The organism is Deferrivibrio essentukiensis (assembly GCF_020480685.1).
GTDB lineage: Bacteria > Chrysiogenota > Deferribacteres > Deferribacterales > Deferrivibrionaceae > Deferrivibrio > Deferrivibrio essentukiensis.
The window spans coordinates 1-20,169 of the sequence record NZ_JAJAFU010000018.1 but is presented as its reverse complement, the minus strand read 5'-3'; the positions used below and the strand labels follow the sequence as shown (position 1 = coordinate 20,169).

Below are 20,169 nucleotides of genomic sequence, written 5' to 3'. Positions count from 1 at the left end.
ATTATTTGATGATATTAATGCAATTTCAAAACCTTATTAAGCCCAAAAAGATAGAGCCAGTAGGGGAACTTACAAGAAATTATGGTAAGTTTGTTGCTGAGCCGCTTGAAAGAGGTTTTGGTATAACAATAGGTAACTCCTTGCGCAGAACACTGCTAAGTACTATTGAAGGTACTGCAGTTGTAGGTGTTCGTATAGAAGGTGTCACCCATGAGTATGCGACTATTCCTGGTGTTTTCGAGGATGTAGTTGATATAATTCTCAATATCAAATCGCTTGAACTTAGTTTGCATACGCATGATCAAGTTAGAGTGTTTATAGAAAAATCTGGTGAAGGCGCAATAACAGCTGCAGACATTAAGGGTAATCCAAATGTGGAAGTATTAAACCCTGAGCAGCATATTGCTACAATTACTGACCCTAATACTAAAATCTACATGGAGCTGATTGTAGAAAGAGGTATCGGGTATGTACCTGCCGAAGAGATGAAAGATAAGTTTGATGAGGTAGACATTATACCAATAGATGCAATATTCAGTCCAATCAAGCGTGTTAACTATCATGTTGACAATGCAAGGGTTGGTCAAAGCACTGATTATGACAAGCTTATACTTGAAGTGGAAACTGATGGCTCAATAAAGCCGGAAGATGCAATAGCTTTTGCAGCGAAGATTTTGAAAGATCAAATGGAACTTTTTATCAACTTTGATGAGCCTGAGTACGAAGATGTTGAGGTAAAAGAGACTAAGGATAATAGTGAGATTTTGGATCTTCTTGATAAGAGCATTGAAGAGCTTGAGCTGTCTGTTAGAGCTTACAATTGCCTTAAAAATGCTAATATAAAGACATTGTCAGAGCTTTGTTCTAAAACAGATTCTGAAATGCTTAAAACTAAAAACTTTGGCAGGAAGTCTCTTGAAGAGATCAAAAAAGTCCTTAATGATATGGGACTGAGCTTAGGAATGGATTTAGAAGCTATTGGCTATAATAAAGAAACTGAGGGAGAAGAGAACGATGCGTCATAGAAAAGGTGGAAAAAAGTTAGGTAGACCTACATATGCAAGGGTTGCTATGCTTAGAAATATGGCACACTCTCTTGTTGAAAATGGTAGGATTGAAACTACCATAGATAGAGCCAAGACACTTAGGGGTTTTATTGAGCCTCTTATTACTCTTGGTAAGAAGAACACACTTGCTGCCAGAAGGCTTGCTCTCAGAAAGCTTCCTAATAAGCAAACTGTTCACAAAATATTTGAAGAAATAGCTCCGCTCTTTAAAGATAGAAATGGCGGATATACAAGAGTTTTGAAAACTTCTGTCAGAAGAGGCGATAACGCTCAGCTGGCAATTATAGAATTTGTAGACAAACCAGAAAAGAAAGAAGAACAAAAAGTAAATGAATAGAGAAAAAAGGGGGGCAACCCCTTTTTTTTTATCTTTCAATCAATTAACCTATTCAGTAAATAACAGAAGAATAATAAATATAGAAAACTACGAAACTGAATTTTCCCATATATTGCTAATTAAAGGTAAGGTTGGGTCTGGAAAAACTACACTTCTTAAAATCTTATCTGATATTTTAATACCATCAAGTGGAAATTTTTCATTGAAGTGCAAGAATGATTTTAGAAAGATATTTATCCACTCATTCCCATACTTTAATTTTATTACCGGAAGAGTTCAGGATGAAGTAAACTTACTCAGCTCAGATAGTATAGAGTACAATTTAAATTTAGATAAAAATATTGATGAATATTCGGGTGGCGAGCTAAAAAAGATGTCGATATTGATGAGTATCAATGCAGGTTATAATCTGATTTTAGCAGATGAACCGTTTAATATGCTTGATGACTTTGAGATTGAAAATTTAAAAAATACAATTATTGAGTCATCAAAAAATGCTTGTTTTATAATAACTACCCATGAAGATTTGCTTGACGATTATTCCGATAATATTATATGGCTTGAAAATGGCAATATCTGTTAGAAGTTTATCTTTTGGTTATGATAAATTAATCTTTGATGATATAAATGTTTCATTCAATGAAAGTAGTATTAGCTGCATATTTGGTTTAAATGGGAGTGGTAAATCGACTCTGATTGAGCTAATTATAGGCAATCTAAAACCAATTAATGGTGAAATTACTGTTAAAATTGATGCTAAATTGGGGGTTGTTTTGCAGTTTCCGGAAAACCTTATATTTTGTAATACAGTTTACGATGAGATTTTATCTATTGCTAAGAGTAAATATGTTGCTGAACAAATAATTAAAAAATTGAATTTTGATGATTTAAAAGGTATAAATCCTCACAATCTAAGTGACGGGCAAAAGAGGATGATGTTTATCATGAGTATATTATACTGTTATGATATTTGTATATTTGATGAGCCCTTTACAAGTATGGATCATGAAACGAAAAATAATATAAAAAAAATGTTTAAAGATTTTAAAAATGAAGGTAAAACTATTGTATATACAACTAATAGAAGGATGGATACAGATATAGCGGATTTTGTATTGGAGATAAAATGAGTGAAATAGCTTATTGGGGTAAAAAAGTAGTTGAGGCAGGTCTTTGCACGTCCTTTTTTGGTAATATTTCATATAGGGTTCAGGATTCAATTTTTATAACAAAGACAGGGGTCATGCTCGATGAAATTAATGAGAAGGATATTATTGAAGTTTCATTAACTAAAAAAAATAGCTCTGACAAATTAGCTTCATCAGAGCTAATAGTGCATAGAATGATCTATGAAAAAACTATTTACACCAATGTGATACATACTCATAGCCTCTACTCAACATTTATGGATGTTTTTCAGGATTATGTTACTTTTAATTATTCTGAAGTACTGCCATTTTTAAAATTAGTTCCAATTGTAGGTGGTAAAAGTGGGAGTTTTGAGCTTGCGGAAAATGTAGCAGGTGCTCTGAATGAGAATCCTATAGTAATTGTTATGGGGCATGGAGTTTTCGCTGCCGGTAAAAATTTTAAGGAATGCTTTGTTTATTTAACTGCTCTTGAACACTATGCCAAAGATAAATATTATAGAGAGTTAATAAAAAATGGATAATATATATTTAAAAGCAGATATGTCTACATTTAAAAAAATTGTTGAGTTTGCTAATATAAATTCTGTTGGGATAGAATACCTGATGAGCTTTGATGATTATAAAAGCTTACAATTTTTAAAACATTCAGGCATTAAATATACTATACATTCAGTATTTTTTGATGTGGAATTGGGCTCATTGAACCCTTATGTAAGAAATGAGTCGAAAAAAATACTTCGTGATGTTATCGCTATGTGCAACGAGCTTAGCCCTGAAAATTTGGTTATACATCACAATTACAATCCATATAAATATGCATTTAAAGAAGATTCGTTTGTAGAAAGGTTTGTTGATACATTTTTAGATGTAATAGATGGTAAAAATAGTTATCCTATAAGTTTTGAAAATGTATTTGAATTTGATTCCAATATAGGATTAAAAATTGTAGATAAAATTGGAAGAGATGACATAGGTCTGTGTTTTGACTGTGGACACTTTAATATGTTTTCTGAAGAGTATATCCATTCGTGGATTCAAAAGTGGAGTAAAAAATTATTCAGTTTTCATTTGCATAACAATTACGGTAAATATGATGAGCATAATGTTTTACCTGATGGAAGCTTCGATATTTACGAACTGAAAGATTATTTTGTAAATAGAATTCTAACAATTGAGAATAAAACTATTTCCGAGTTTGAAGTATCATTAAAGTATCTGAAAGAGATAATAGGGTAGTATGACTGTACTGTCGGTATCTTCTTTAAGCAAATCTTACGGGGAATACATACTTTTTGATAATGTAACATTTTCTTTGCTAAAGTCTGAAAAATGTGCTCTCGTTGGCAGAAATGGAGCAGGAAAGACAACACTTCTAAATATCATTAATTGTCTTGAGGAAAAAGATTCTGGAACAATTGCTATAAGTAACGGCTCAAAGTTATCATACAAATTTCAAGAAGTGAAATTTGTTGGTTCGGTATTTGACTTTATGCTTGATGAGCATAAGGATTTATTATTGATTGAGAAAAAAATGGAGGAAATAACTAATCCTGCTGATATAGACATACTTCTAAAAAAGTATGAAGAAGGTGGCGGCTATAAGTATCAGGCGAATATAAAGTCAATTTTAAAGGCGCTTGGATTTTGTGAGGAATACTGGAATAAATATATAGATGAACTGTCAGGTGGTGAATTGGAGAGGTTGAAACTTGCCAGAGTGCTATCCTCAAATGCAGATATACTATTCTTAGATGAGCCTACTAATCATTTGGATATACAGATGATAGAGTGGTTGGAAAATTTTCTTCGAACTACAGAAAAAACAGTATTTTTTACAAGTCATGATATAAGATTGTTGGAGAATGTAGCTACTTCAGTAGTGTGTTTGTTTAACAAAACAGCTAAAAAGTATAACTTACCTTACTTAAAATTCAGAGAAGCTTTTGAAAAAGAGCTTGATGAAGTTTTAAAATATAATGAAAGTGCTAAAGAGCAGATTTCACAATATGAAGAGTTTGTAAGAAAATATCGTGCAGGCATCAAATCCAAGCAAATAAAAGCAAGAGAAAAGATGATAGACTCGTTGAAGTCAGAGCTGCGTGAGATTGAGGTGAGCAAAAAGATAGGCTTTAATATAGAAAAAAGTGGGAGAGAATCTCAAACTGTAATATCTTTTCAGAGTGTTGATTTAGGCTATGCTTACCCAATTGTCAAAAACCTTAATTTTGAAGTCTATCGAGGAGAAAAAATAGCCGTTATTGGTAAAAATGGCGCTGGCAAGTCGACTATAATAAAGAGTATTATTGGTGAAATTAGTCCGCTAAAAGAAAGAATAGTAGTAGGAAGTAGTTTAAAAATAGGATATTTTGACCAAGGGCTTAAAAATTTAAATTATAACAATACATTGTTTGATGAAATTTTTTACAATGAGAATGTTAATTCTATAAATCAAGTATATTCTCTAATGGCAAGATTTGGGTTTGAGGAAAGGGATGGGAGTAAGAAAATTGCCATGTTGAGCGGAGGGGAAAAGAGTAAACTATCTCTAATGAAGCTTATTTTGGAACAGCCGAATTTGTTAATACTTGATGAGCCGACCAATCATCTTGATATTGATACCGTCAATGCCTTAAAAGATGCCCTTGTGTCATATGAGGGAACATTGATTATTGTGAGCCACGACAGATATTTTTTGGATGGTTTGTGCGATAGGTTTTTATGTCTAACTGGAGACAGTTACAGTATTGAACTTGGAAATATTGAAGATGTTTTGTCTAAAATAAAGGCATCTGAGCCGATTAATAAGGATTTGTCTGAAAGTGTAACTAAGTCTGAACAGACTAAGAAAAAGAGAATCAATACATACAAGTTAAGCGAACTTGAAAGACAAATAGCTGATATGGAAAATAAAATAGAAGAATTAACAAAAGAATCCGAGCAGAGTGCTACAAATTGGAAAAGGCTTGAAGAGATAAAATGTGAAATAGAAAAGCTTGAAGAATTGCTGCTTAACTATTATGATGAATACGAAAAAATGATCAAGGGGGCAATATGAATTTATTTGAAGAATCCAAGAAATACATCCCTGGTGGTGTAAATAGTCCTGTAAGAGCATTTGGTTCAGTAGGTGGTGAACCTGTTTTTATAAGCAAGGCTAAAGGCTCCAAAATTACAGATGTGAGTGGTAAGGAGTATGTTGATTATGTTTGTTCTTGGGGTCCGATGATTTTGGGGCATTCGGATGATGATGTTGTAAAAAGTATCTGTGAGCAAGCAAAATACGGATGCAGTTTTGGTGCACCTACTGAATTGGAATTAAAGCTTGCGAAAATGGTTGTTGAACTTTTCCCTTCAATAGAGCTTGTGAGAATGGTGAGCTCCGGTACTGAAGCGGTTATGAGTGCCATTAGACTTGCCAGAGGTTATACAAAAAAGGACAAAATTATAAAGTTTGAGGGATGCTATCATGGCCATTCAGATTCACTTTTAGTAAAGGCCGGCAGTGGTGCATTGACTTTTAATCAGCCAAGCAGCCCGGGGGTGCCTACTGATTTTGCAAAGTATACTTTAATTGCTCAATATAATGACTTGGAGTCAGTGAAAAAACTATTCGTGGAAAATAAAAATGAAATAGCTTGTGTAATTGTAGAGCCGGTTGCCGGAAATATGGGATTAGTGTTGCCGGAAGATGGTTTTCTTGCCGGTTTAAGAAAAATATGTGATGAAAATGAAGCTCTTTTGATATTTGATGAGGTTATTACCGGATTCAGATTGTCTGAAGGTGGAGCCCAAAAATATTTTGATATAATGCCAGACTTGACTACGTTAGGTAAAATTTTAGGTGGTGGTTTACCGGTTGGGGCATATGGTGGCAAGAAAGAGATTATGGAGCACATATCTCCGGTTGGCCCTGTGTATCAGGCAGGTACATTAAGTGGCAACCCTTTGGCAATGGCTGCAGGTATAAAAACCATTGAAAAGCTTAAAGAAAAAGGATTTTATGATAATTTAAGAGAAAAATCTGAATATCTTTGGGAAGGTTTTGCTGATAATTTAAAAAAGTTAGGATTAAAGTTTTGTTTTAATAAGATTGAGTCTCTTGGTTGTTTGTTTTTTGTAGAGGAGAATGTCAACAGCTTTAGTGTCGCGGTTAAGTCAGATACAAAACTATATGCCAAGTTTTTTCATGAAATGCTCAAAAAAGGTGTTAACTTGGCACCGAGTCAGTTTGAGGCTATGTTTGTGTCAGCTTCTCATAGCTATAATGATTTGGATTTTACAATTAAAGCACACTATGAGTCTTTAAAGGCAATTTTGTAGAGGTGATTTGTGAAGTTTAACAAAAAGATGAGGTCGATGTTGAATGCAAGTACCATCGGCTTCTCTTTTATTACTGCAATAGGTATTGGTAGTTTAATGGGATATTATTTGGATAAATATTTTAATACAAAGCCATATCTGACATTAATTTTTATGGTATTAGGGATTGTTGCCGGATTTAGAAATATGTTATATTTCGTAAAAAAGAGTATGTCTGATAACGAAAATGACGAGTAAAATTCTTTTAATTATATCGTTGATTTTTTTTGTGATTTTGTATACAGTATTCAGGAATTTCAAAAGTGATGTTGCTGCTACTAATTTTTTGTTTGGCTGGGTTATTTCGTTGCTAAACTACTACGGGCTTGCTAACAAAATAAAAGGTGGTTTTGAAAACAACATCACAAGAGCTTTGGTGTTTAACAGTCAGTTTAGATTGCTGTTGACGGCTTTTGTTATGGTTTTGTGGTTTAAATACTATGAGGTTGATATTACTGGTTTGCTAGTCGGCTTAAGTGTAGTTGCCGTGTGCTTACCTGTGAGTGCTATTATTGCTGTTAGGAGGAAAAGTTAGATGGAACATCCACTTAATATTTTTTCATTTTTGCCCCATGAAATTGTGGCAAAATATCTTCATGTTTTAATGACATTTGTTGTTATACTTTTAGTGCTTTTTCTTGGTAAAGTTGCTTCAGGAATGAAAAGTGAAGTCCCAACAAAAGGTCAAAACGTGTTTGAGCTACTCGTTGGCGGTATTCGTAAGATGGGTTTAGACGTTATGGGTGAAGAGGGTGAGCCTTATATACCTCTTATTTTTGCAATAGGAATATATGTCCTTTTTTCAAATTTATTGGGTATAATACCAGGTTTTGCTGCACCGACAGCAAGTCTAAACACTACCGCTGCACCGGCACTTATTGTGTTTTTTACGTATCATTTTATAGGCATAAAAAAGCATGGTGCACACTATGTTAAACATTTTATGGGACCTATACCTTGGCTTGCTCCGTTAATGATCATAATTGAACTTATAGGTCACCTGTCAAGACCACTTTCTTTATCTATGAGGCTTTTTGGTAATATTTTTGGTGAAGACTTGGTTATTATAATTCTTTTTATTTTAGTTCCTTTTTTAGTACCATTGCCTATGTATTTTATGGCAGTATTTACAAGTACGTTGCAGGCATATGTTTTTATGATGTTGTCAATGATTTATATTAGTGGTGCTCTTGAAGAAGCACACTGATTTTATAGAAGGAGGCTTACATGTCAAAAGTTGTACGTTTAGTATTAAGTGTTGTTGCAGTGTTAGCTGTTTCAGCAATGAGTGCATTTGCTGCTGAAGCAGGTGCAGATGCAAGCTCTGCTAAGTGGGCTGTATATCTTGCTGCCGGGCTTGGTATGGGTATCGCTGCTTTTGGTACCGGTCTTGGACAGGGTAAAGCTGTTGCAAGTGCTGTTGAAGGTATTTCAAGAAACCCAGGAGCTTCTGGTAAAATTATGACTCCAATGATTATCGGTCTTGCGATGATCGAGTCACTTGCTATTTACGCTCTTGTTGTAGCTTTGATACTTCTCTTTGTTGTATAATTAATTAGGGGCTTAAAGCCCCTTCTCCTCGAGGTGGGATATGTTAGGAAACTTATTAAGTAAATTAAGAGAGTTTATAAGAAAAGATCCTGTTGTTTTTGTTTTAGTTATTATTTTTCTTGTTGTTGGGTTTACTTTTGCAAATGTCGAGATACTCCATATAACTTCAGAGTCTAAATTTTGCGGTTCATGTCACCCTGAAGAGAAGGTAGGACCTCTTGGGGAATATCATACATGGTCAAAAAATATACACTCTACAGCAGAAGTTGAATGTATCGACTGTCACGGAAAACCTGGATTTGTAGGATATATGAAGGCCAAGGTAGGCGGTCTTAAAGATTTATACGGTGAGTTTTTTAAATCTTATGAGCACAAGGTTGAAATACTGACTAAAGGTGCAACCAATAAAGAGTATGCAGCCGAGCTCGTACCTAATGAAACATGCCTTCATTGTCACTCAGATGTTGTTAATGAGTACAATAGAAAAAATTATGTGATGTCTGTTGGTGTCAATTTCAGACAAATTGATAATGTCGTTAATCCTAAATTTAGAGAGTCATTTGGTAGACCTGATATCCTTTCTCAGAAGGTTAGTGTAGGGGTTGAGCCGAATCATGCTAAACATATATTGGAAGCAGGTTTAAATTGTGTTGATTGTCATTTAGGTGTGGCACACGGCGGCGAGTTTCATAATTTACCTAAGATGGAAACATGTTTTACTTGCCACTATACTGAAAGAGCTAAAAATGAAAACATTTCTGCACCTAAAAATGATGAGTGTGAAAAGTGTCATACCATGCAGAAAGGTATACAGCAAGGGGTTTATGTCAAAGGTATTGAAGAAACACCTTGGTATATGGCAGATTTAAGCTGTGCTGACTGCCATGACGATGCTTTTTCAAGGCCAAATTCTGACAAATGTGTAAGCTGCCATGATGAGTCATATGCTCCTATGATGTTTGATATACAGAAGAGCTATCTTGAGAAGCTTGCTAATGTACAAAAGGTAAGAGATAGACTGTTTGCTGAAAGACTTGAAATGCCTGAAGGTAAGAGAAAACTGTTTAATGAAGCAAATAGACTTGTCAGACTTCTTGAGATGGATGGCTCTAAAGGGGTTCATAATCCTGAATATTTTGACATGATTTTTGAAAAGGCTAATGAACTTTTAAAGGCTACTGAAGAGTATGTTGAGCCGGTTAAGGTTGAAAAGGCTCATATGGAAGCTGCCGAAACTAACAAGGTAGAGAGTGCTACAGAAGAGAAAACTGAAGCAGTTGAGAAAAAAGAGTTTGCAGGAAATCCTGCTGAGCTTATGGAAATAGCTCCAGAAGAGATTAATTTAGCTGAACAGCATGGTATTGAAACTACTAAAAAGCCTGTTATATTTAAGCATAAAGAACATGCAGAAAAGATTTCCTGTAACGAGTGTCACAGCAATCCTGAAGAGGGTAAACTGAATTTTGAAGTTACCAGTCTTTCAGGGACAAACAACGATTTCCATAAACAACTTTGTTTCCCTTGCCATAAGGAGAATAAGGTGCCAAAAGGTACAAGCTGCACTACTTGTCATAAATAATCAAATGCCCGGCAATAGCCGGGCTTTTTTTGTTGTAATAATTAGCAAAATATATAATATTACCCACAATTAATACGTGGGGTAATTTATGTTTCCGTTGAAAGATTCAATCAAATCAAATTCATTTCCTGTCGCCAATTCAGCATTAATAATATTGAATTGTATGATTTTCTGGTATGAAATTTCTATGGATAGGTATACCTTGAGTTTGTTTTTTCTTGAGTATGGCTTGGTGCCTGTAAAACTATTTTTGCCTGGTGAAGTAGTTACTTTAAGCGATAAAATAATTCCTTTTTTTAGTTCAATGTTTTTGCATGGCGGCTGGATGCATCTAATAGGTAATATGTATTTTTTATATATCTTTGGAGATAACGTGGAGGATATGATAGGTCATTACAAATATCCTATTATGTATGTATTATTTGGACTCGCTGCAGCGATTACGCAAGTAGTAATTTACCCTCATTCAAATATCCCTACAATAGGGGCGTCTGGTGCAGTATCAGGAGTAATGGGGTATTATTTTATAAAATTTCCGCACTCTCGTGTTAAGACGCTTGTATTTATAATAATATTTGTGACTATTGTAGAGATTCCTGCCGTAATATTTTTGGGGCTATGGTTTTTTATGCAATTTGTTAATGGGTCGTCACAGTTAATGTTTTCTACAGCAGGTGGTGTGGCTTGGTGGGCACATATAGGTGGTTTTGTAGCGGGGGTTTTGTATGCTATTACTGATGGCAAAAGATATGTTTATAGGGGAAATTTTATATAATAAAATGTAATAAGAGGTGATTAAATGTGTTTGGGTTTGCCGGGTAAACTTGTAGAAATATCTGACGATAAAACATTCGGGATTGTTGATATTGCAGGCACAAAAAGGGAAGTATCTTTGATGATTCTACCCGAAGAGGTTGAGTTAGGGGATTATGTTATGGTGCATGTGGGCTTTGCTATTTCTAAAATGGATGAAGCTCAAGCAGAGGAGACCTTAAAAGCAATTATGGAGTATTATGATGGAGATGATATCGAGATTCAGGGATAAGGATATAGTAAAACTCCTGTTAGAGAATATTTTTAAGGAGACAGAAACCGATAAAATATACAATATAATGGAAGTTTGCGGCACACACACAATGTCTATTTCAAGATTTGGAATTAGAGGGCTTTTGCCAAAAAATGTAAGGCTTATTTCAGGGCCAGGATGTCCTGTTTGTGTTACGTCTCAGGGCGAAATAGATATGATATTCGAATTGCTTAAGTACAATGATGTAATAGCAGCAGTTTATGGGGATTTAATGAAAGTACCGGGTTCTGATGGTAGAAATTTATTAGATCTGAAAGCTGAGGGGAAAGATATCCGAGTTGTAATTTCTCCGCTTGATGTTTTAAAGCTAAAAAATGAACAAAAGAAAGGTGTAGTGTTTATTTCTATAGGATTTGAAACAACTAATCCGGCCACAGCAGGGTTGATAGAAGTTATAGTAAACCAAGGTTTAGATGGATTTTATATTTTAACTCTAAATAAGACAATGCCTGAAATAATAGATATATTGTTGGAAGATAAAGAATTAAATGTAGATGGATTCTTATGTCCGGGACATGTATCAGTCATGACAGGGGAGAGTCTTTATTTGCCGATTATTAAGAGGAATAAAGCAGCTGTAATAACAGGGTTTGAGCCGGTGGATATTCTTTATTCCATTTTGGATATAATCAGGCAAATTAATTGCAAAAACTTTTTTATAAAAAATAATTATGGTCGTGTAGTAAACTCTATTGGCAATGAAAAGGCTAATGGACTGGTATATAAGTATTTTGAGCCTGCTGATTCTATATGGAGAGGTGTTGGAACTATCAAAAACAGCGGTTTAAAAATAAGAGAGCAGTATAAATATTTGGATGCCTCAGAGCGTTTTGGGTTGCATCCTTCTGACAAATTGGAGATTGACGGGTGTAAGTGTGGTGAGGTTTTAAAAGGGAAAATCTTGCCAAATAAGTGTAATTTGTTTGGTTTGATGTGCACACCCGAAAATCCGGTTGGCCCATGTATGGTATCTTCGGAAGGGGCTTGTGCTGCTTACTATAAGTATGAAATTTAAATGATTAATAAAAAAAATTAAAGGGGATTTATGAATTCTACAACAATGATGCTTGGCGGTGGCGGCAAGGCTACTAACGATTTTATAAAAAATTACATTATAAAATATTTTGGAAATGTATATTTAAATGATTTAAGGGACGCATCTAAATTAAAGACTAATGGAAATATATCTTTTACAACTGATTCATTTGTAGTTAAACCGGAGTTTTTTCCGGGTGGAGATATAGGCAAACTTGCCGTGTACGGCACTTGTAATGATTTGGCCGTAAGCGGCGCAAAACCTAAGTATTTATCTCTTTCACTTATTGTGTCAGAAGGTTATAGCCTTGAAAACCTCGATAAAATATTAAATTCAATTAAGCTTGCAGTTGATGAGATAGATGTGAAAATTGTTTGTGGAGATACGAAGGTAGTAGAGCGCAGTGAAGAACCTTCCATATTTATTAATACAACCGGAATAGGTGAGCTTGTTGTTGACTTAAATAATTATAATAATATCAATATTGGTGATAAGGTAATAATTACTTCGGACATTGCAAGGCATGGGCTTGCAGTGTTGTCCGAAAGGAATGAGCTTAATGTAGATACAGAAATAAAAAGTGATTGTTGTAACTTGTATAAAATATTTGAACATGTCGGCTATGAAGGGATAAAGTTTGCAAGAGATGCTACACGAGGTGGGGTCGCAGCAGTGTTAAACGAGATTAAAGAGCATTCTAATAAAGGGTTTTTGATCGAAGAGGATAGAGTGCCTGTTGAGGAGCCTGTTAAGTATTTATGTGAATTTTTAGGGTTTGATATGCTGGAAATCGCCAACGAAGGTGTTGCTGTTTTAATTTGTGAAAATGATAAAGCAGAGGAAATGGTTGGAAAACTTAAAGAGCTTGAAATTGCTAAAAATGCAAGAGTAGTTGGTGAGGTTACTGACAGTAAAAAAGTACTTTTAAAAAATAGTTATGGGGGTATAAGAGTTGTTGAAATGCCTGATGGTAATCTTTTGCCTCGTATTTGTTAGTGTACTTTACGGTTGTTTTAGTAATAATTATAATATTATTGATGCAAAATGCGGTAATTGTCATAAAAGTGATATAGTTTATTTAAAAAGTAGAAGCGAAACAGAGTGGCAAAGGATTATTTATGCTATGAAATTGAGAGGATTAGTTATCACTGATAATGAAGAAGAGACAATTTTTAAAGTATTAAAGGATAAAAAACTTATAACTTATTGAAAAAGTGTTGCCAAAATTTAAAATAGTGCTAAACTTTGGTATGATTGCCAAAATAGACTGGGAAAAAATGAACGGGCTTGTCCCTGTGATAGTTCAAGATGTGTTTGATAAAGAGGTGCTGATGCAAGCTTATTTAAATGAGCAGGCACTGAAATTAACTATGGAGTCTGGTTTTGCGCACTACTACTCAAGAAGTAGAAAATCTATCTGGAAAAAAGGGGAAACATCCGGACATTTACAGAAAATAAAAAAAATTTATTTGGATTGTGATGGGGATTGCTTACTTTATATCGTAGAGCAAATTGGCCCAGCTTGCCACACCGGTAAAAGAACTTGTTTTTTTAATGAAATATATTAGGTGGGGACTATGTTTGGAAAAAAAGAAAATTTGATTGGTATCGATATCGGTAGTTACTCTGTCAAGGTACTTGAGCTTAAAAGCAAAAAAGTCGGCTATGTTTTGAAGGGGATTTCCGAGGTAGTACTGCCCGAAGATGTTATTTCTGAGGGGAGTATAGTTGACTATGCTGAGGTTACAAGGTGCGTAAGAGAGGCTTTTCAGAAAGGTAATTTTAGCCATAAAAAGGTAGCCTCGGCTTTAAAAGGTACCGGAATTATTGCCAAAAAAGTTACTTTGCCGATAGATGATGAAAAGCAGTTTCAGGAAACATTTAGATGGGAGGCAGAGCAGTATATCGGCAAAAAAGATCTTGAAGATTATAATGTGGACTATGAAATAGTTGGGAATATTAAGCAAGGTGAAAATGTTGATGTCGTAATAGCTGTTGCCAGAAAAGACTTGATTATGGATATCTCTTCAGTATTGGAGTCTGCAGGCTTGAAGCCGTCTGCTATAGACCTTTCTATATTTTCGCTGATTAATGCTTTTGAAGTGAATTATGGGGTGGAAGAGGAAGTCGTAGCGATTGTTGATATTGGTAACACTTCAACGCAAATAATTTTTGTTAAAAATGGTGTTTATGAATTTTCTCGTGAAGTTGACTTTGCAGGTAAAAATTGTATTGAGATGATTCAAAAAAAGATGGGTGTTACTCGAGATGATGCTACCGCAAAGCTGTTTGATATCGAGTCTATTGAGTATGACGAAGAGTTACAAAGTGTCATAAAAGATTTCAGTCATCAACTGGCTATGGAGGTCAAAAACTCTATAAGTATGTTGCTTACTAGCGGTCAGTTGAAAACAAGCAGATGCTATATTTGTGGTGGTGGTTCTGCTATTTATGGGCTTAAGGATACTTTGGAGCAGACCCTTGATATGACTGTCAGTCAATTTAATCCTTTTGCAAATATTGATATCGATAAGAGTTTGGATATGGAATTTATAAATAATAATTTATATAAATTTAACTGTGCTTTAGGGCTTGCCCTAAGGAAGGTGGATGATAAATGATAAGGATTAATTTACTTGCCTCAAAAAAGAGAAAGAAAGTCAATAAGGGTATTTATGAACTAATACTCTTTTTGATGGTTGTTGGCTTTTTGGTGGCTTCCTGCTTTATAATCAATTCATCTTTGGATAATCAGATTCTTATAGCTAAAAATGAGGTTAGCAAGCTTGACAGAGAGTATAAGCGTTTAAGTAAAATCAAAAAAGAAGTTGATGGGTTTAAAAAGAGAAAAGAGGAATTGCAGAAGAAGATTGATATTGTTAAGAAATTGAAGCAGGGGCAAAAAGGGTATTACGAGATTTTACGTAACCTTGAGTATGCGATGCCTGAGGATGTATGGGTATCTAAGTTTGATTTTCAGGGGGATAGCGTTAATTTGAATGGCTCATCCCTTAGGACAGCTTCCGTAAATGAGTTTATACTCAATCTTTACTCTACTAAAATGTTCGACAATATTGACCTTAAGGTTGTCAAAAAGGTAACCGTGGAAAATATGGATATAAATGACTTTAATATCACCGCAAAAATAAAGATAGGTGGATGATATGTTAGATAAACTGTTTAAGATACCTTTTAAATTTCGAATAATAATTGAAGTCTTAATACTTCTGATAATTGCAGGTGTTTATTACTACTTTTATTATACCCCAAAGATTGAAGAGATTAATAAGCTTACAAGAGAGTATGACAGTTTGGTGATCAAGGTTTCTCAGCTCAAACCTTTCGAGCTGAGTTATGATAAGTTTAAAAAAGAGGTTGAGCTTTTAGAAGATCAATTTCAAACCGTTTTAAAAATATTGCCAAATGAAAAAGATTTTAATGTTTTATATGATGAAGTTGTTGGTTTAGCAGAAAAGAGTGGAGTGAAAGTAACTCTTTTTCAGCCTGGTGGTGAAAGCAGAGTAGATGAGTTTCACTCAAGAGTTAATTTCAGTATGAACTTTCAGACATCATATGTGGAATTTATAAATTATTTATACAGGCTTAATTATCTTGATAAAATAATTAACCTCAATTCATTTTCAATAGCTCCTCAAAAAGATAAAGATGGTACCTTGACATTGAATGTAAAAGCTTCATTGAATTCTTACAGGTTCAACGTACCTAAGGAGGGGAACTAATGAATGTTAAAAAAGTAGCTTTTTTACTGTTAATATTACTTATTTTTGGTTGTGACCAATTAATTCCCAAAATCGATTTTGATAAAAGGGGTGCAAAAAGCAAAATCAAGCCTATAGAAGTTGATAGTACGGCTATTGTAGCCCAAGGTGATGAGTTGAAGAAGCTATTTGAAAGTCAGTACAAACCACTTGACTACAAAAATAAGAAAAACCCTTTTGTGTCAGTTATTGATGTATATAAGGAAAATTTGTCAAGCAATGCTTCCGGCGGGGATAACCCGCTTGAGAGTGTAGAGCTTGATCAGATAAAATTAACCGGCTCACTCAGCGGCGAAGTTGGAAATGTCGCTGTTGTTCAAGTCGGCCAGCAGGTGTTTTATGTTAAAGAAGGGGATAAAATAGGTAAAAATAGTGGTGTGATAATAAATATTACAACTGATACAATGAAGGTAAGACAGGTTGAATCAGATATTTTTGGTAATATCAGAACAGTTATTAAGGAGATTAAGTTGGTAAATAAGGAGGAAAATTTATGAGAATTTATAAATTATTTGTAGTTGCAGTTTCGCTTATTTTGATAATTGCCTGTGCTTCAAAGAAAGAACAAGCAGGCAATATGATTTTGCAGAAAAAGATTAAGGCTGTTTCTGTAGAAAAGTCAGCTGAAGGAAAATATATATTAAATTTGACGGGCGACAGTAGCGTAAAATACAAAATTTATTATTCTAAGTCTCCTTATAAGCTAACCGTTTTGGCTGCTGATTCCTTATTTAGTGAAGAAGCAATGAAGTATAGTTATAGTGATGAGGTCATTACAAAAACTGCTGCATTTATTTCTGATCAAGGTGCTACTTTAGAGGTCTACCTTAGTAGTGATGCTAACTACACCTTCGATGAAAAAGATGGTAACTTAAAGGTTGATTTACAGGTAGTTAAGGCTGAAATTAAAGATTTAGGTGACGCAGGTATAGAGTTTAACTCGGCTGAGTTTGAGAATGTAGAGCTTGGAAAGAATGTTTTAAATATATCAAACCTTTCTGATGACAACAATTTACTTTTAAAGATTGGCTTAGATGGTGTTGTAAAATACGATTTTGGTTACCTGAATGACAAATTGCTTTACATAGATATATTTGATGTTACCAGTCAGATTACTGAAAAGACACTGCCAGGAAAAGGGATAGTAAGAAGAATAAAGATTGGCAGTTATTACCCTCCTCAAAAAGTCAGATTCTTAGTTGATATAAATATGTCAAATCCTATTTTTGCAGGTCAAAATGGCAAATATCTTATTTTGTCAAATGAAGTTGCTAATGTTCCGAGAGATGACAAGTATATAACCAGTATAGAGTCTATTGCAGTAAAAAAATATCAAAGCATAATAATTAAGCTTACCGGTAATCCGGTTTATACCAAAAAAGTTGTTAATGGAAACCTTGTGTTAGAATTCGGAAAAGGATTTAAAGCTTTAAAAAGTGTAAAAAATACAATGGCTTTTGCCAACCTACCATTTAGAAAAGTTACTGTAGGCAAAATAGCTGACAAGCTTTCTATTATAGTTGTACCTAATGGTGAAATATATGCAAAGGTAGAAAAAGTCCCTGAAGGGGTAATGATAAGTGGTAGTTTTAATAATTTCTCCAAGGCAGAAGACGTATTAAAAGCACAGGAGATACAGGAGACAGCAAAGAAGGAAGATACAGGGGTTAAAAATTATGATAAGAAAGACCTTGTTAATCTGAGCATTAAAGATATGGATGTTAGAGAGGCGATTAGACTTATCTATTTTGGTCGCAATAAAAATATAGTATTTGGTAACGAAGTGAAGGGTAATGTGAGCCTTTTTGTTAAGAATGTTCACTACCAAAAAGCATTGGATATTATCTATCAGGAAAATAATCTTATTGAGATCGATGAAGACAATGTTGTTTGGGTTATTAGCAAAGCGAGAAAAGATGAAATAGAGTCCAAAAAACTTCAGGACATTAAGGCAGCTCAACAAAAGCAGGAGCTTGAGCCGTTAGTAACTGAAATTATCCCTGTTAACTATTCAGCTGCAAGTGACTACAAAGGGGTTTTAGACTCTGTATTGTCTGCGAGAGGGAAATTACAGATTGAAAACAGGACAAATAGCTTTGTAATTACAGATACAAAGGTGAATATAGAAAAAGCTAAGAATCTTTTAGCGGAAATAGATAAACCGACACCTCAAGTGACAATTGAGGCAAGGATAGTTGAAGTTTACGATTCCAATAATACTAATTTAGGTATTCAGTGGGGTGGACAGGTTAATAACAGCACTACCGCATACAATTTTCCAGCTACAGTAGGTTTGCAGGGGAACACAGGTACTACAAGCCCTTCTGGAAATGGATATTTAGTAAACTTGCCGGTCGCATCACCTGCAGGCGCTTTTGCATTATCTTTAGGTAATTTGTCAAAGACGTTTGCTCTTGATGTGGCACTGTCTGCACTTGAGTCAAGAAACAAAGCTAAGACAATTTCAAGCCCAAGAATTACAACTCTTGACAACGAAGAGGCAGAAATAAAAAGCGGCGGTACGGCAGTAATAGTGCCTACTGGTGATAACACAGCTACTCAAGAGATTGATGTTGGTATAAAATTAAAAGTTAAGCCTCATATTACAGCAAACAAAATGGTTTATATGGAAATAGAGGTGGAGAAAAGCTCGCTTGGTTCAGTAACTGGAAATACAGCAACTACCGAAGAGAAAAAAGCAAAGACACAGGTACTTCTGGCTAATGGGGATACAACTGTAATCGGAGGAATTTATGAGGATGAGCAGTCTGTAATTACTCAGCAGGTCCCTGGGCTTGGAAATATACCTATTTTAGGATGGTTATTTAAGTCAAGAAGCAATATATCCTCTAAAAAAGAATTGTTGGTATTTTTGACGCCTAAGGTTGTAGAAAGATAGGAGATTGATGAAAATTTTTCTCATAGCGGGTGAAGAGTCCGCAGATATTCATGGCAGCAATATGATCCGCCATTTAAAGAAAATGGCGGATTTTTCTTTGTATGGCACGGGTGGCACCAGACTTAAAAGTTTGGGGCAAGAACAGTATTTTGATATCAATCAAATGACAATCATAGGGCTTGATGAAATAGTAAAAAAGTCATCTTTGATTTTCAATATGTTTAAAACATTAAAAGCTAAGCTGGTAGAGGTAAACCCTGATTTGGTGGTCTTGATTGATTATCCCGGTTTTAATTTAAGGTTTGCTAAGATAGCTAAAAAGCTTGGGTTTAAGGTTGTTTATTATATAGCCCCACAGGTTTGGGCATGGCACTATTCGAGAATTAATAAAATAAGGGAGTATGTTGATCTTGTGCTCTGTATTTTGCCTTTTGAAGAAGAGCTTTTTAAATCAGAGAGGATAAATGCAAAATATGTTGGTAATCCGATTATTGACAACATCAAGATTAAATACAGCTCTAAAGATGAGTTTAGAAAATCATTCGGTTTAGATAATAAATTGACAATTGGCATTCTACCCGGCAGTAGGAGAAAAGAGATAGATAATTTGATGCCTGAAATTATAAAGGCATATAAAAACTTGAAAGACAGATATAATTTCGTTTTAGCAAAAGCCTCTAATGTAGATAAAAGCTTAATTGAACAGTATACGGAAAGTACATCAATTAAAGTTTTAGAAGATGCAAATTATGATGTGATGAAATATTCCGATCTTTTATGGATATGCTCAGGGACAGCAACACTTGAAGCTGCAATATTGCAAACACCTATGATTTTGTTGTATAAAGTGGGTAAAATTACGGAATTTTTAGGAAGAATTTTAATAAAAGCAAAATTTATTGGCTTGCCAAATATTATTGCTAATAAACAAATTATCCCTGAGTTGATTCAGGGAGAAATGAATAGCGATAATATATTGCACCATACCTATCAAATGATGGGAAATATGACAACCGTAAAAGATGACTTGAAAAGGCTAAGTAATTATTTCCTAAACCTAAACCCTTCTGAAATTGCTGCAAAGGAAATATATTCCCTTCTTGCGTAACTAAACTGTAAAGAACTGATATATATATATATATATAAATAAATCCGTATTGTTGGCACGTTATTTTCTATAAGCACCGTGGAGGTGCTCTATGAACAGTAATATAGTACAAAATATTCCTATAGTTTCAAAAGAGTATAAATTGAAAGATTTTAAACATCCTAAGTCAGAAGGGGAAAGTTTTAATCTAATATTAAAAGATAATATCGAGACAGA

25 protein-coding genes are annotated in these 20,169 nt (G+C 34.3%); all 25 read left to right on the top strand.

Translation table 11 applies throughout. The features are described 5' to 3' along the window. Positions 1 to 8 precede the first annotated feature (8 nt). The 25 genes from LF845_RS08980 (at position 9) to lpxB (ending at position 19,953) form a co-directional block, all read left to right on the top strand. Positions 9 to 1,025 carry a DNA-directed RNA polymerase subunit alpha gene (locus LF845_RS08980; protein ID WP_278252217.1) on the top strand — a complete coding sequence of 339 codons (1,017 nt, stop codon included), beginning with the start codon at positions 9 to 11 and terminating at the stop codon, positions 1,023 to 1,025. After that, the gene (gene rplQ / locus LF845_RS08975) at positions 1,015 to 1,404 is read left to right on the top strand and encodes a 50S ribosomal protein L17 (protein WP_242820682.1); all 390 of its coding nucleotides are present in this window, start codon (positions 1,015 to 1,017) and stop codon (positions 1,402 to 1,404) included. The genes LF845_RS08980 and rplQ overlap by 11 nt, the downstream gene beginning before the upstream one ends. Next, the gene (locus tag LF845_RS08970; RefSeq protein ID WP_242820681.1) at positions 1,397 to 1,987 is read left to right on the top strand and encodes an ATP-binding cassette domain-containing protein; all 591 of its coding nucleotides are present in this window, start codon (positions 1,397 to 1,399) and stop codon (positions 1,985 to 1,987) included. The genes rplQ and LF845_RS08970 overlap by 8 nt, the downstream gene beginning before the upstream one ends. After that, a complete protein-coding gene (locus LF845_RS08965; RefSeq protein ID WP_242820680.1) occupies positions 1,971 to 2,534 on the top strand; it encodes an ATP-binding cassette domain-containing protein in 564 nt (187 codons plus the stop codon). The genes LF845_RS08970 and LF845_RS08965 overlap by 17 nt, the downstream gene beginning before the upstream one ends. Then, complete coding sequence (locus LF845_RS08960; protein ID WP_242820679.1) at positions 2,531 to 3,076, top strand: class II aldolase/adducin family protein; 546 nt, start codon at positions 2,531 to 2,533, stop codon at positions 3,074 to 3,076. The genes LF845_RS08965 and LF845_RS08960 overlap by 4 nt, the downstream gene beginning before the upstream one ends. Continuing rightward, positions 3,069 to 3,791: a sugar phosphate isomerase/epimerase family protein gene (locus LF845_RS08955; RefSeq protein ID WP_242820678.1), complete on the top strand. Its 723-nt coding sequence runs from the start codon at positions 3,069 to 3,071 to the stop codon at positions 3,789 to 3,791. The genes LF845_RS08960 and LF845_RS08955 overlap by 8 nt, the downstream gene beginning before the upstream one ends. Before the next feature lies 1 nt (position 3,792). Continuing rightward, a complete protein-coding gene (locus LF845_RS08950; protein ID WP_242820677.1) occupies positions 3,793 to 5,610 on the top strand; it encodes an ABC-F family ATP-binding cassette domain-containing protein in 1,818 nt (605 codons plus the stop codon). After that, positions 5,607 to 6,875, top strand: a complete 1,269-nt coding sequence (gene hemL / locus LF845_RS08945) for a glutamate-1-semialdehyde 2,1-aminomutase (protein ID WP_242820676.1) — start codon at positions 5,607 to 5,609, stop codon at positions 6,873 to 6,875. Before LF845_RS08950 ends, hemL begins: the two co-directional genes overlap by 4 nt. A gap of 9 nt (positions 6,876 to 6,884) precedes the next feature. Beyond that, a complete protein-coding gene (locus tag LF845_RS08940; RefSeq protein WP_242820675.1) occupies positions 6,885 to 7,112 on the top strand; it encodes an AtpZ/AtpI family protein in 228 nt (75 codons plus the stop codon). Further along, the gene (locus LF845_RS08935) at positions 7,102 to 7,449 is read left to right on the top strand and encodes an ATP synthase subunit I (RefSeq protein WP_278252216.1); all 348 of its coding nucleotides are present in this window, start codon (positions 7,102 to 7,104) and stop codon (positions 7,447 to 7,449) included. Before LF845_RS08940 ends, LF845_RS08935 begins: the two co-directional genes overlap by 11 nt. Next, positions 7,450 to 8,121, top strand: coding sequence for a F0F1 ATP synthase subunit A (gene atpB, locus LF845_RS08930; protein ID WP_242820673.1), 672 nt, complete (start codon positions 7,450 to 7,452; stop codon positions 8,119 to 8,121). 77 nt (positions 8,122 to 8,198) lie between these two features. Continuing rightward, positions 8,199 to 8,465, top strand: a complete 267-nt coding sequence (gene atpE, locus LF845_RS08925; protein WP_423220578.1) for an ATP synthase F0 subunit C — start codon at positions 8,199 to 8,201, stop codon at positions 8,463 to 8,465. A 40-nt stretch (positions 8,466 to 8,505) separates the two neighbouring features. Beyond that, entirely contained in the window at positions 8,506 to 10,044 is a 1,539-nt protein-coding gene (locus LF845_RS08920; RefSeq protein ID WP_242820671.1) for a cytochrome c3 family protein, read from the top strand. Positions 10,045 to 10,132: 88 nt separating this feature from the next. Then, entirely contained in the window at positions 10,133 to 10,819 is a 687-nt protein-coding gene (locus LF845_RS08915) for a rhomboid family intramembrane serine protease (RefSeq protein ID WP_242820670.1), read from the top strand. Positions 10,820 to 10,843: 24 nt separating this feature from the next. Further along, positions 10,844 to 11,089 carry a HypC/HybG/HupF family hydrogenase formation chaperone gene (locus tag LF845_RS08910; protein WP_242820669.1) on the top strand — a complete coding sequence of 82 codons (246 nt, stop codon included), beginning with the start codon at positions 10,844 to 10,846 and terminating at the stop codon, positions 11,087 to 11,089. After that, a complete protein-coding gene (gene hypD, locus LF845_RS08905; protein WP_242820668.1) occupies positions 11,061 to 12,146 on the top strand; it encodes a hydrogenase formation protein HypD in 1,086 nt (361 codons plus the stop codon). Before LF845_RS08910 ends, hypD begins: the two co-directional genes overlap by 29 nt. Positions 12,147 to 12,176: 30 nt before the next feature. Beyond that, positions 12,177 to 13,163, top strand: coding sequence for a hydrogenase expression/formation protein HypE (hypE, locus tag LF845_RS08900; RefSeq protein ID WP_242820667.1), 987 nt, complete (start codon positions 12,177 to 12,179; stop codon positions 13,161 to 13,163). Further along, positions 13,135 to 13,377: a hypothetical protein gene (locus LF845_RS08895; protein ID WP_242820666.1), complete on the top strand. Its 243-nt coding sequence runs from the start codon at positions 13,135 to 13,137 to the stop codon at positions 13,375 to 13,377. The genes hypE and LF845_RS08895 overlap by 29 nt, the downstream gene beginning before the upstream one ends. Before the next feature lie 40 nt (positions 13,378 to 13,417). Further along, positions 13,418 to 13,735, top strand: coding sequence for a phosphoribosyl-AMP cyclohydrolase (gene hisI / locus LF845_RS08890; protein WP_242820665.1), 318 nt, complete (start codon positions 13,418 to 13,420; stop codon positions 13,733 to 13,735). Between the two features lie 9 nt (positions 13,736 to 13,744). Next, the gene (gene pilM, locus LF845_RS08885; protein ID WP_242820664.1) at positions 13,745 to 14,788 is read left to right on the top strand and encodes a type IV pilus assembly protein PilM; all 1,044 of its coding nucleotides are present in this window, start codon (positions 13,745 to 13,747) and stop codon (positions 14,786 to 14,788) included. Beyond that, positions 14,785 to 15,330 (top strand): PilN domain-containing protein, encoded by a 546-nt coding sequence (locus tag LF845_RS08880; protein ID WP_242820663.1) that lies wholly within the window; start codon positions 14,785 to 14,787, stop codon positions 15,328 to 15,330. The genes pilM and LF845_RS08880 overlap by 4 nt, the downstream gene beginning before the upstream one ends. 1 nt (position 15,331) lies before the next feature. Then, a complete protein-coding gene (locus LF845_RS08875; RefSeq protein ID WP_242820662.1) occupies positions 15,332 to 15,907 on the top strand; it encodes a type IV pilus inner membrane component PilO in 576 nt (191 codons plus the stop codon). Next, on the top strand, positions 15,907 to 16,443 hold the full coding sequence (locus LF845_RS08870) for a pilus assembly protein PilP (protein WP_242820661.1): 537 nt from the start codon (positions 15,907 to 15,909) through the stop codon (positions 16,441 to 16,443). The genes LF845_RS08875 and LF845_RS08870 overlap by 1 nt, the downstream gene beginning before the upstream one ends. Further along, positions 16,440 to 18,845, top strand: a complete 2,406-nt coding sequence (locus tag LF845_RS08865; protein WP_242820660.1) for a type IV pilus secretin PilQ — start codon at positions 16,440 to 16,442, stop codon at positions 18,843 to 18,845. Before LF845_RS08870 ends, LF845_RS08865 begins: the two co-directional genes overlap by 4 nt. 7 nt (positions 18,846 to 18,852) lie before the next feature. After that, on the top strand, positions 18,853 to 19,953 hold the full coding sequence (gene lpxB / locus LF845_RS08860; RefSeq protein ID WP_242820659.1) for a lipid-A-disaccharide synthase: 1,101 nt from the start codon (positions 18,853 to 18,855) through the stop codon (positions 19,951 to 19,953). Positions 19,954 to 20,169: the final 216 nt, after the last annotated feature.